This window comes from Pseudomonas laurylsulfativorans, from assembly GCF_002906155.1.
GTDB lineage: Bacteria > Pseudomonadota > Gammaproteobacteria > Pseudomonadales > Pseudomonadaceae > Aquipseudomonas > Aquipseudomonas laurylsulfativorans.
On the sequence record NZ_MUJK01000008.1, the window covers coordinates 123,491 to 135,130 of the forward strand.

The 11,640-nt window shown below is 62.0% G+C and carries 10 protein-coding genes; 2 read left to right on the plus strand and 8 right to left on the minus strand.

Features of this window, described 5'->3' with window-relative positions; all coding sequences use genetic code 11:
- Positions 1-12 precede the first annotated feature (12 nt).
- Both B0D71_RS22490 and B0D71_RS22495 read left to right on the plus strand, forming a co-directional pair.
- Positions 13-639, plus strand: a complete 627-nt coding sequence (locus B0D71_RS22490) for a sigma-70 family RNA polymerase sigma factor (RefSeq protein WP_103396675.1) — start codon at positions 13-15, stop codon at positions 637-639.
- Positions 636-1,310 (plus strand): anti-sigma factor, encoded by a 675-nt coding sequence (locus tag B0D71_RS22495; protein WP_103396676.1) that lies wholly within the window; start codon positions 636-638, stop codon positions 1,308-1,310. The genes B0D71_RS22490 and B0D71_RS22495 overlap by 4 nt, the downstream gene beginning before the upstream one ends.
- A gap of 205 nt (positions 1,311-1,515) precedes the next feature.
- Here the strand turns inward: B0D71_RS22495 and fdhA are convergent, their stop codons facing one another.
- The 8 genes from fdhA to B0D71_RS22535 form a co-directional block, all read right to left on the minus strand.
- A complete protein-coding gene (gene fdhA / locus B0D71_RS22500; RefSeq protein WP_103396677.1) occupies positions 1,516-2,715 on the minus strand; it encodes a formaldehyde dehydrogenase, glutathione-independent in 1,200 nt (399 codons plus the stop codon).
- Positions 2,716-2,916: 201 nt separating this feature from the next.
- The gene (gene purU, locus B0D71_RS22505) at positions 2,917-3,774 is read right to left on the minus strand and encodes a formyltetrahydrofolate deformylase (protein ID WP_007981374.1); all 858 of its coding nucleotides are present in this window, start codon (positions 3,772-3,774) and stop codon (positions 2,917-2,919) included.
- Positions 3,775-3,924: 150 nt separating this feature from the next.
- Positions 3,925-4,557 (minus strand): sarcosine oxidase subunit gamma, encoded by a 633-nt coding sequence (locus B0D71_RS22510; protein ID WP_103396678.1) that lies wholly within the window; start codon positions 4,555-4,557, stop codon positions 3,925-3,927.
- Positions 4,558-4,707: 150 nt separating this feature from the next.
- Positions 4,708-7,725, minus strand: coding sequence for a sarcosine oxidase subunit alpha (locus B0D71_RS22515; RefSeq protein ID WP_103396679.1), 3,018 nt, complete (start codon positions 7,723-7,725; stop codon positions 4,708-4,710).
- The gene (locus B0D71_RS22520; RefSeq protein ID WP_056726580.1) at positions 7,722-8,051 is read right to left on the minus strand and encodes a sarcosine oxidase subunit delta; all 330 of its coding nucleotides are present in this window, start codon (positions 8,049-8,051) and stop codon (positions 7,722-7,724) included. The genes B0D71_RS22515 and B0D71_RS22520 overlap by 4 nt, the downstream gene beginning before the upstream one ends.
- Before the next feature lie 15 nt (positions 8,052-8,066).
- Positions 8,067-9,317, minus strand: coding sequence for a sarcosine oxidase subunit beta (locus B0D71_RS22525; protein WP_007947735.1), 1,251 nt, complete (start codon positions 9,315-9,317; stop codon positions 8,067-8,069).
- A gap of 23 nt (positions 9,318-9,340) precedes the next feature.
- On the minus strand, positions 9,341-10,594 hold the full coding sequence (glyA, locus tag B0D71_RS22530; RefSeq protein ID WP_008048190.1) for a serine hydroxymethyltransferase: 1,254 nt from the start codon (positions 10,592-10,594) through the stop codon (positions 9,341-9,343).
- A gap of 314 nt (positions 10,595-10,908) precedes the next feature.
- Positions 10,909-11,625 (minus strand): TraX family protein, encoded by a 717-nt coding sequence (locus B0D71_RS22535; RefSeq protein WP_103396680.1) that lies wholly within the window; start codon positions 11,623-11,625, stop codon positions 10,909-10,911.
- Positions 11,626-11,640: the final 15 nt, after the last annotated feature.

An 11,640-nucleotide genomic window follows, 5' to 3' on the forward strand; every position in this document is an offset into this window, starting at 1 on the left:
GAGGTGTTCGCCGTGAATGGAACAACTGCGCACCGTGAACTAACCTCTGCCTGCAACCGGCCCCCTGCCCCGCTTTCCGGGAGAACCGCTATTCCCATCACCGACGCCGATCAGCTCAGGCAACTGCTGGCCCAGTGTTCACTGGGCGACCGCCGCGCGTTCGAGACGCTGTACCGCAGTGTCGGCCCGCGTTTGCACGGGGTAGCGCTGCGCTTCATGGGCCGGCCGGACCTGGCCGAAGAGGTACTGCAAGAGAGCTTTGTGCGCATCTGGAACAATGCATCGCGCTACGAAGCGCATCTGTCGGCGCCGCTGACCTGGATGATCAACATCACCCGTCATCAGGCCATCGACCAGCTGCGCAAACATCGCGATCGGCCATTGAACGATCTCGAGGAACAGATGCTCGTGGATGAAAGCCCATCGGCCCACGAGCAACTGGCCAGTGCCCGCGACGCCAGCGCCTTGAACCGCTGCCTGGACAGCCTCGAAGGCATGCAGCGCCAGTCGATTACCGTCGCCTATTTCCAGGGGCTGTCATGCTCCGAGCTGGCCGAACACCTGGCCGCGCCGCTGGGCTCGGTGAAATCCTGGATTCGCCGGGGCATGGAACGCCTGCGCAGGTGCCTTGAATCATGAACTATCGAACCCCGACCCTGCGCCGCGCCCTCGCCGCCGACTATGCCATTGGCCTGATGCCCGCCACCGCGCGCCGGCGTTTCGAACAGCTGTTGCTGGAGGATGCGGCCTTGCGCGCGGAATTGGCACAGTGGCATGAAAGCCTGGCCAGCCTGACCGACGCCCTGCCGGAGCAGCCGGTACCGGATCGCATCTGGCAAGGCATTACCGCGCGAATCGAACCACAAGTGCTGCACGTGCCAGAGAAGCGTCCGTTCTGGAATTGGCTGCGGGTGACGGCGGCGGTGTGCTCGCTGGTGATCGCAGTGACTCTCGGCGTGCTCTACCTCCCCGACGATGCCCGCTACAGCGCCACGCTGGTCAACGCCGAGGCACAAGCGGCATTGCGCGTGCAGGCCCACCAGGATTACCTGCAGGTCGAGCCGCTGGCGTTGGCCGCGATCGAGCCGGACCGCAGCCTGGAACTATGGGCAATCCCCGCGGACGGCAAGCCGATTTCCCTTGGTGTGATCCCGGCGGGCGGCAAAGGCAAAGTTGAGCTGAGCGACGCGCAGAAAGCGCTGATCGGCAAGCCGATTGCGCTGGCGGTCAGTCTTGAACCGAAGGGCGGTTCGCCGACCGGGCAACCGACTGGGCCGGTGCTGTACCAAGGGGCGTTGGCAGCCCTGTAATTGCCTTTGTGGCGAGGGGGCTTGCCCCCGCTGGACCGCGAAGCGGTCCCAAATCCTGAAAAAGGGAACTGTCAGACACACCGCATTTGCTGGTTTCACGACTGCTTCGCAGCCGAACGGGGGCAAGCCCCCTCGCCACAAGGTATTGTTTACAGCTCAAAAAAAACGGCGACCCGAAGGTCGCCGTTTCATTTGGCCTGAAGGCTTACGCCGCGCTGAACATCTTGTGCGGATCGATCACAAACTTCTTCGGCACGCCGGCATCGAACTCGCCATAACCCTGCGGCGCCTGATCCAGGCTGATCACCTGAACACCCACCACTTCGGCGATGTTGATGCGGTCCCACATGATCGCTTGCATGAGCGCGCGGTTGTACTTCATTACCGGGGTCTGACCGGTGTGGAAGCTGTGGGATTTGGCCCAGCCCAGACCGAAGCGAATGCTCAGGCTGCCCATTTTCGCGGCAGCGTCGACAGCACCCGGGTCTTCGGTCACGTAGAGGCCGGGGATGCCGATCTTGCCTGCCACACGCACCACGCCCATCAGCGAGTTGAGCACGGTGGCCGGGGCTTCGTGTTTCACGCCGTCGTGGCCATGGCCACGGGCTTCAAAGCCGACGGCGTCGATAGCGCAATCCACTTCCGGTTCGCCCAGCAGCGCGGCGATCTGTTCGTGCAGCGGCGTGTCCAGCGACAGGTCGGCGATCTCGAAGCCCTGGGCCTTGGCGTGAGCCAGGCGAACGGTGTTGACGTCACCGACAATCACCACTGCCGCGCCGAGCAGGCGAGCGGATGCGGCCGCCGCCAGACCGACCGGACCGGCACCGGCGATGTACACCGTGCTGCCAGGACCAACGCCGGCGGTCACGGCACCGTGATAGCCGGTCGGCAGGATGTCGGAGAGGCAAGTCAGGTCACGGATTTTTTCCATGGCCCGGTCGCGATCCGGCAGTTTCAGCAGGTTGAAGTCGGCGTACGGCACCATGGCGTATTCGGCCTGGCCACCGGTCCAGTCGCCCATGTCGACATAACCATAGGCACCGCCCGGACGCGCCGGGTTGACGCTCAGGCACACGCCGGTATGCATCTCTTTGCAGGAACGGCAGCGCCCGCAAGCGACGTTGAACGGTACGGATACCAGGTCGCCGATTTGCAGGTTCTCGACGTCGCTGCCCTTCTCGATCACTTCGCCGGTGATTTCGTGGCCCAGTACCAGGCCGGTTTGAGCGGTGGTACGACCGCGCACCATGTGCTGGTCGGAACCACAGATGTTGGTGGAAACCACACGCAGGATGACGGCGTGGTTAATCTTCCTGCCACGCGGGTCCTGCATTTTCGGATAGTCAATCTTCTGCACTTCGACCTTGCCAGCGCCGAGATACACCACACCACGATTGCCAGACATGCTTTCACCTCGCTGTTGTTTTTATGAAACCGCGTTGCCCAGGCAGGCAGCGCGTTAAGTGCTCGGGTATAGATGCTGTTTCTTTTGTTGCCTGTTAGGGCCTCATCGCTGGCAAGCCAGCTCCTACAGTGATTCGGGGCGAACACAAGATTTGTGAACGACACAAAATCTTGTAGGAGCTGGCTTGCCAGCGATGGCGATCTAGAGAACGACCGTGCGATTGGCGTTCAAAAACACTCTTCGTTCAATGTGATACCCAACGGCACGGGCCAAAGTCAGCCCTTCGATATCCCGCCCCTTGGCGATCAGATCTTCCGGGTAATGACTGTGATCCACCGCCTCGACGCCCTGGGCAATGATCGGACCTTCGTCGAGATCGTTATTGATGTAATGCGCCGTGGCGCCCACCAGTTTCACGCCCTTGTTGTAGGCCTGGTGATACGGCTTGGCGCCCTTGAACCCGGGCAGCAGGGAGTGATGGATATTGATCGCCTTGCCATCGAGCTTGCGGCACAGCTCCGGCGACAGCACTTGCATGTAGCGCGCAAGGATCACCAGTTCGGCACCGGACTCTTCGATCACCTGCCACACCTGACGCTCTTGCGACGGCTTGTCGTTCGGGTCCAGCGGGAAGTGGTAGTACGGAATCTGGTGCCAGTCGGCCAGTGGCTTGAGGTCCGGGTGGTTGGAGACCACGGCAGCCACGTCCATCGACAACTGGCCGATGCGCTGGCGATAGAGCAAGTCGTTGAGGCAGTGATCGGCCTTGGAGACCATGATCACCACTTTCGGCCGATAGTTCGGCGCGGTCAGTTCGAAGATCATGCCAAACGCTTCGCCACGCTCGGCCAGGCCCGCGCGGAACGACTGTTCGTCGAAGCCATCGGGTTGGCGGAATTCCACGCGAATGAAGAAACGGCCGGAGAGCCGGTCATCGAAGGAATGGTGCTCGGTGACGTAGCAGCCCTGCTCGAACAGAAAGCGGGTCACCGCGTCCACGGTGCCGAGCACGCTGGGGCAGTCGGCGGTCAGAATCCATGTGTCTGGGGCGCGGCTCATGGTGCGGTGACTCCTGTGAAATCGGTGGATGCCTACTGTAGGAGCGAGCCCTGCTCGCGATGGAGGCCAACGATGACGCGTACTTCCTGATTCAACGCGTTGCCTTGAAGTCCATCGCGAGCAGGCTCGCTCCTACAGTGGCGGTGGTGATCAGGCCTGAACGCTGAGCCCGTATTCAGCCGACGCATCCTGCAACCACAGCCACCAGTAATCCGAGAAGCTGCGACGAATCAGCAGTTCCCAGGTGTCTTCGGCGGTGTGACGGATCATCAGTTGCGACTTGGCGAACACCGTGCCGACGGCTTTGCCCACCGGGAAGTTGTTCGGGTGCACGTCGTAGCTGGTGGACTTCATCAGTACCTGGCGCACGTTCGGGCCGCTCAGCTCGAGGACTTGCTGACCACCGCTGACGTTGACGATTGCAATGTGCAGATCGCCCAGCGCTTCGCGTAGTTTTTGCTCGGCGGCCAGTTCTTCACCGGTCGGCACGATCAGCAACCACTCATCCGGCCCCATCCATTGCAGGCTGGTTTCGCCTTTGACGATGACGGTCAGTGCACCCGGCAATTCGATGCCCAGGGCTTTGTGTACGCCTGCGGCAAACGCGGCATCGTGGCCATCGCCACGGATGGTCAGGTGGCCGAGAAGTTTTTTCTCACGCACGGTCACGCCGGCGTTCTTGCGGCCCTTACCCACCAGGCTGGCGAGGTCGGCGTGATGCAGCGACGACTCGGCCTTGGCCCCGGAGGTTGGGCGTTGTTGGTAAACATTGGCTGCGGTCATAAAGCACCTTTCCTGAATTCTGTTGATGGTGCGGTTGCCTCCTGTGGGAGCCGGCTTGCTGGCGATCCAAACGACGCGGTGTATCAGATGCACCGCGTTATCGTTCATCGCCAGCAAGCCGGCTCCTACAGTCATCACCACATCCGGCAATCACACGTTCTGGCGTTCGCCTTTCGGATCGAAGAACACCGAAGAAACGATTTCCGCCTCGATCACGCTGCCGTCGGCCAGCGGTGCGAACACGCGCTCGCCCATCCGCTGCAACCCGCCCTTGACCACGCCCATGGCGAACGAATAGCCCAGGGAGTTGTGCAGGTAACTGGAAGTCACGTGACCCACCATGGTCATCGGGATGGCTTGCTTGGTGTTGAACACCAGTTGCGCACCTTCCGGCAGCCATTTGTTCGGATCGATCGGCTTCAGGCCAACCAGCTGTTTGCGCTGATCACGCACGCAGTCTTCACGGTTCATGCCACGCCAGCCGATCCACGAGAACGGTTTGGTGCGACCGACACACCAGCCCATGTTCAGGTCGTCCGGGGTCATCGAGCTGTCAGTGTCCTGACCGACGATGATGAAGCCCTTCTCGGCCCGCAGCACGTGCATGGTTTCAGTGCCGTACGGGGTCAGGTTGTACTTCTTGCCAGCATCAACAATTTTTTCCAGCACGCCCATCGCATAGTCGGCTTGCACGTTGACTTCGTACGAGAGCTCACCGGTAAACGAAATCCGGAATACCCGCGCCGGCACACCACCGACCAGACCTTCTTTCCAGGTCATGAACGGGAAGGCTTCGTTGCTCAGGTCGATGTCGGTGACTTCGCTGAGCAGCTTGCGGCTGTTCGGCCCGGACAGGGTCATGGTTGCCCAGTGGTCGGTAACGGAGGTGAAGTACACCTTCATGTCCGGCCATTCAGTCTGGTGGTACAGCTCCAGCCACTGCAGGACGCGAGCCGCGCCGCCAGTGGTGGTGGTCATGACGAAATGGTTGTCGGCCAGGCAAGCCGTCACACCGTCGTCGAAGACCATACCGTCTTCTTTGCACATCAGGCCGTAACGCGCCTTGCCCACATCGAGCTTGGTCCAGGCGTTGGTGTAGACGCGGTTGAGGAACTCACGCGTATCCGGGCCCTGGATGTCGATCTTGCCCAGGGTCGAAGCATCCAGCAGGCCGACGCTGTCGCGCACGGCTTTGCATTCGCGCTTCACCGCGGCATGCAGGTCTTCACCGGATTTCGGGAAGTACCAAGGACGCTTCCACTGGCCGACGTCTTCGAACTCGGCGCCGTTTTTCAGGTGCCATTGATGCAGTGCGGTGTAGCGCACCGGCTCGAAGATGTGCCCACAGTGACGGCCGGCCACGGCGCCGAAAGTCACCGGCGTGTAGTTCGGACGGAACATGGTGGTGCCCATCTGCGGGATGGTCACGTTCAGCGAGCGGGCAGCGATAGCCAGGCCGTTGACGTTGCCGAGCTTGCCCTGATCGGTGCCGAAGCCCAGCGCGGTGTAGCGCTTGACGTGCTCGACCGACTCGAAGCCCTCACGGGTTGCCAGTTCGATGGCGGCGGCGGTGACGTCGTTTTGCAGGTCGACGAATTGCTTCGGCGCCCGTGCGGTGTTCTTTTCATGGGGCACCTGGAACAGCGCCAGGGTCGGCTCTTCGAGACGGCTCAGGGCTTTCGGCAACAAGCCCTCGACAGTCTGGAACCCGGCTTCAGCGGCGGCGCGAGCGCCTCCTTCAAAACCGTCGGCCAGGGAATCGCCGAGGCCGTAGACGCCGTTGATGCCACCGACGCACACGCGTTTCTGCGGTGCTTCGCCCGGTACGAAACCGAGGATGTCTTCGCGCCAGATCGGCTTGCCACCCAGGTGCGAAGCCAGGTGAACCACCGGGCTGTAGCCGCCGGAGCTGGCCACCACGTCGCAATCGAGCCATTCGCCAGGGCTGGTCACGGTGTGCGCCTTGACATCGATGGCGGCCACGCGGGCAGCGGTCACGTGCTTGCTGCCACGGGCTTCGATCACGGCGCTGCCGGTGAGGATGCGGATACCTTTGGCGCGGGCTTCTTCCACCAGCGCCCCGCGAGGGTTGCTGCGGGCGTCGGCGATGGCCACCACTTGCAGGCTGGCATCGAGCCAATCCAGGGCAACGCGGTAGGCGTGGTCGTTGTTGGTCGACAGCACCAGCTTCTTGCCCGGTGCCACGCCGTAACGACGCACGTAGGTCGAGATGGCGCCGGCGAGCATGTTGCCCGGTACGTCGTTGTTGCCGTAGACCAGTGGACGCTCGTGAGCGCCGGTCGCCAGCACCACGCGCTTGGCGCGAACCCGGTGGATGCGCTGACGCACCTGGCCAATCGGTGCGCGGTCGCCGAGGTGATCGGTCAGGCGCTCGTGAATGGTCAGGAAGTTATGGTCGTGGTAGCCGTTGACGGTGGCGCGCGGCAGCAGCAGCACGTCCGGGGTGTTCTTCAGTTCTTCGATGACGCTGTCCACCCACTCCATCGCAGGCTTGCCGTCGAGGCTTTCGCGGGAATCGAGCAGGCTGCCGCCGAACTCTTCCTGTTCGTCAGCCAGAATGACACGGGCACCGCTGCGCGCAGCCGCCAGTGCAGCGGCCAGGCCAGCAGGGCCGGCACCGACAATCAGCACGTCGCAGTGCTGGTTCATGTAGTCGTAGGTGTCCGGATCGTTCTCGGTCGGCGAGCGGCCCAGGCCGGCAGCCTTGCGGATGTACTTCTCGTAAGTCATCCAGAACGATTGCGGGTACATGAAGGTTTTGTAGTAGAAGCCCGGCGGCATCAGCTTGCCGCCGACCTTGCCGAGAATCCCCATCATGTCGTTGTTCACGCTCGGCCAGCCGTTGGTGCTGGTGGCGACCAGGCCTTGGTACAGCGCCTGTTGCGTGGCGCGCACGTTCGGGATCTGCGTGGCTTCGGTGGCGCCGATCTGCAGCACCGCGTTCGGCTCTTCGGCACCGGCGGCGAAGATGCCGCGCGGACGGGAATACTTGAAGCTGCGACCGATGATGTCGACACCGTTGGCCAGCAGTGCAGCGGCCAGGGAATCGCCTTCGAAGCCTTTGTAGTTCTGGCCGTTGAAGGTGAAGCTCAAGACTTTGTTGCGGTCGATCCGTCCGCCGTTGGACAGGCGATTGATCTGGCTCATACCTTCTCTCCCAGAGCCGTGCTGGCCGCTTTCGGGCTATCGGTCTTGTCGGTGAATTGTGGCTTGGCGCCGATCTTGTAGGTTTCGAGAATCTCGTAGGTCACGGTGTCGCGGGTGACGTTGAAGTACTGACGGCAACCGGCGACGTGATCCCACAGCTCGTGGTGCAGACCGCGCGGGTTATCGCGGAAGAACATGTAGTCGCCCCACTCCTCGTCGGTGCAGGTGTTCGGATCCAGTGGACGCGGGATGTGCGCCTGGCCGGATGCATGGAATTCCTCTTCGGAGCGCAGTTCGCCGCAGTGAGGACAGAAGATATGCAACATAGGAAATTTCTCCTGTTAGTGGGCGACGGCAGCAGCGCCGTGTTCGTCGATCAGCGCACCGTTGTGGAAGCGGTCGATGGAGAAAGGTGCCGCCAGCGGGTGCATTTCACCCTTGGCCAGGCTTGCGGCAAACACGTTGCCCGAGCCGGGTGTGGCCTTGAAGCCGCCGGTGCCCCAACCGCAGTTGAAGAACATGTTCGGGACCGGGGTTTTCGAAATGATCGGGCAGGCATCCGGCGTGGTGTCGACGATGCCGCCCCACTGACGGTTCATGCGTACACGCGACAGCACCGGGAACATCTCGACGATGGCCTGGATGGTGTGCTCGATCACCGGGTACGAACCACGCTGGCCGTAGCCGTTGTAGCCGTCGATACCGGCGCCGATCACCAGGTCGCCCTTGTCGGACTGGCTGATGTAGCCGTGTACGGCGTTGGACATGATCACGCTGTCGATAATCGGTTTGATCGGCTCGGACACCAGCGCTTGCAGCGGGTGGGATTCGATCGGCAGGCGGAAGCCGGCGAGCTTGGCCATGTGCCCGGAGTTACCGGCGGTCACCACGCCGACGCGCTTGGCACCGATGAAGCCCTTGTTGGTTTCAACGCCGATGCACACGCCGTTTTCCTTGCGGAAACCGATCACTTCGGTCTGCTGGATCAGATCCACGCCGAGGGCGTCGGCGGCCCGGGCAAAGCCCCAGGCCACGGCATCGTGACGGGCCACGCCGCCGCGACGCTGGACGGTCGCGCCCATCACCGGGTAGCGAGTGTTCTTGGAGCAGTCGAGGTACGGAATCTCGTCGGCCACTTGCTTGGCATCGAGCAGTTCGCCATCGACGCCGTTGAGGCGGTTGGCGCTGACACGACGCTCGGAATCACGGATGTCCTGCAGGGTGTGGCACAGGTTGTAGACGCCGCGCTGGGAGAACATCACGTTGTAGTTCAGGTCCTGGGACAGGCCTTCCCACAATTTCATCGCGTGTTCGTACAGGTGCGCCGACTCGTCCCACAGGTAGTTGGAACGCACGATGGTGGTGTTGCGCGCGGTGTTACCGCCGCCCAGCCAGCCTTTCTCGACCACGGCCACGTTGGTGATGCCGTGTTCCTTGGCCAGGTAATAGGCCGTTGCGAGACCATGCCCGCCACCGCCGACGATGACCACGTCGTAGACCTTTTTAGGGGTCGGCGTGCGCCACATTTTCTGCCAGTTTTCATGGTGGCTGAGAGAGTGTTTGAAGAGGCCGAAGCCCGAGTAGCGTTGCATAGTCATTTACTCCAAAACCGCACTCAGCGATAAACCGGGAAGTCCGCGCACAGGGCTGCCACTTGCTCGGCGACATTGGCCTCGACATCGGCATCGCCGAGGTTGTCGAGGATGTCGCAGATCCAGCCGGCCAGCGTGACGCACTGGGTCACCTTGAAGCCGCGGGTGGTGACCGCCGGGGTGCCGATGCGCAGGCCGGAGGTCACGAACGGCGACTGTGGATCGTTCGGGACAGCGTTCTTGTTCACAGTGATGTGGGCGCGACCGAGGGCGGCATCCGCGTCTTTGCCGGTCAGGCCCTGACGGATCAGGCTGACCAGGAACAGGTGGTTATCGGTGCCGCCGGACACTACATCGTAGCCGCGTTTGATAAACACGCCGGCCATGGCCTGGGCGTTGTCGATCACTTGTTGTTGGTAAGCCTTGAAGCCAGGCTCCAGCGCTTCCTTGAAGCACACCGCCTTACCAGCGATCACGTGCATCAGCGGGCCGCCCTGGGCACCCGGGAAAACTGCCGCGTTGAGCTTCTTCTCGATTTCTTCGTTGGACTTGGCCAGGATCAGGCCGCCACGTGGACCACGCAGGGTCTTGTGGGTGGTGGTGGTGACCACATCGGCGTACGGCAGCGGGTTCGGGTACAGGCCGGCAGCGACCAGACCGGCCACGTGGGCCATGTCGACGAACAGCAGCGCACCGACCTTGTCGGCGATCTGACGGAAGCGTGGGAAGTCCAGCGTCTTGGAGTAGGCCGAGAAACCGGCAACGATCATCTTCGGTTTGCACTCAACCGCCAGGCGCTCGACTTCGTCGTAATCGATCAGGCCGGTCTTGGTATCGATGCCGTACTGCACGGCGTTGTATAGCTTGCCCGAGGACGACACTTTGGCGCCGTGGGTCAGGTGACCGCCATGGGCCAGGCTCATACCGAGGATGGTGTCGCCAGCTTGCAGCAGGGCCAGGTACACGGCGCTGTTGGCCGAGGAGCCGGAGTGCGGCTGGACGTTGGCGTAATCGGCGCCAAACAGTTGCTTGGCGCGTTCGATGGCCAGGGCTTCAACCTTGTCGACGTGTTCGCAACCGCCGTAGTAGCGCTTGCCCGGGTAGCCTTCGGCGTACTTGTTGGTCAGGCCGCTGCCTTGCGCTTCCATGACGCGTTTGCTGGTGTAGTTCTCCGACGCGATCAGCTCGATGTGATCTTCCTGACGTTGCTCTTCGGCATTCATCGCCGCCAGCAGTGCATCGTCGTAACCCTGGATCTGGTCTTGCTTGCTGAACATCGCGTCTCTCCCAGCGGCGGCGGTGCGCCATTCGTCTCGGTGAGGCACTGGTTTTTCGGCAGTGCCCTTTGATAGCGATGGTATGACTGGCTTGGAGTCGTCAAATGCCTACGGGCGCCACGCAAAGGTTCGTTTACGACATGGCGGGAAATGGCTGGGCTGAGGATATCTCTGTGGCGAGGGGGCTTGCCCCCGTTCGACTGCGAAGCAGTCGCAAATCCGGCAGGCGTGGTGTACCTGAAAAAACGCTGTTCCAGCATTCGGGGCCGCTACGCAGCCCAACGGGGGCAAGCCCCCTCGCCACAAAAGCAGAGTCAGGCAATGAGTTGGCGCACTGCAAGCAACAACAGGAAATGCACGGGATAGAGCGCATACGCCCAACGCCGCATCGGTGGTGGTTTTACGCCCTTTGCATGTCGCAACAAGAACAGCCCCAGCCATGGCGCAATCAGGCACGTGACGATGGCCGGAATCGCCGCGGCATTGCCCAGCCGGGCAGCGTGATACAGCACCTGCCATTGGTTGGCGGCCACACAGACCAGCCCCGCCAACAGCCCGAAATACCAGGGTCGATGCAGTACGAGCAGCAAGGCCAGCGGCAACAGAACGCCAAAAAAACCGAACATCAATCGCTGGGAGAAAAACCCTGCCAGCAGCACCGCGCCAACAGCCAGCAGGCGCGACGCAAGCACCGGTTGCTGCCAGCCACGAACCACCAGCAAGCCCAGGGCAAGGGTAGGCAGCACATTCAAGGTGTCGGGACTGGAAATGAACATTCGATAAGGAATTTCACTCACCGCGCTGAACAGCAACAGCCAGCCCAGATAGCGCCACTGGCCACCGGTCGTCGTAGTCCGTACGCGCGCCAGATTGGCCGCCATCGCCAGGCAGAACCACGGAAATGCCAGGCGTCCCGGCACATACAGCCAATCGGCGGAATACCCGACATATCGCAGGTGATCGAGCACCATGCTCAAAAGCGCCAGCCACTTGAGCAGATCCAGTGCCCCGTCCCGCTGCTTTAAGTGCATGGTCTTGTCTATTGT

Coding starts and splice junctions, on each gene's coding strand:
- fdhA (WP_103396677.1), bottom strand. CDS start 2,715: ATGTCTGGCAATCGTGGTGTGGTGTATCTCGGCGCTGGCAAGGTCGAA.
- B0D71_RS22520 (WP_056726580.1), bottom strand. CDS start 8,051: ATGTTGCATATCTTCTGTCCTCACTGCGGCGAACTGCGCTCCGAAGAG.
- B0D71_RS22495 (WP_103396676.1), top strand. CDS start 636: ATGAACTATCGAACCCCGACCCTGCGCCGCGCCCTCGCCGCCGACTAT.
- B0D71_RS22525 (WP_007947735.1), bottom strand. CDS start 9,317: ATGCAACGCTACTCGGGCTTCGGCCTCTTCAAACACTCTCTCAGCCAC.
- purU (WP_007981374.1), bottom strand. CDS start 3,774: ATGAGCCGCGCCCCAGACACATGGATTCTGACCGCCGACTGCCCCAGC.
- B0D71_RS22515 (WP_103396679.1), bottom strand. CDS start 7,725: ATGAGCCAGATCAATCGCCTGTCCAACGGCGGACGGATCGACCGCAAC.
- glyA (WP_008048190.1), bottom strand. CDS start 10,594: ATGTTCAGCAAGCAAGACCAGATCCAGGGTTACGACGATGCACTGCTG.
- B0D71_RS22510 (WP_103396678.1), bottom strand. CDS start 4,557: ATGACCGCAGCCAATGTTTACCAACAACGCCCAACCTCCGGGGCCAAG.
- B0D71_RS22535 (WP_103396680.1), bottom strand. CDS start 11,625: ATGCACTTAAAGCAGCGGGACGGGGCACTGGATCTGCTCAAGTGGCTG.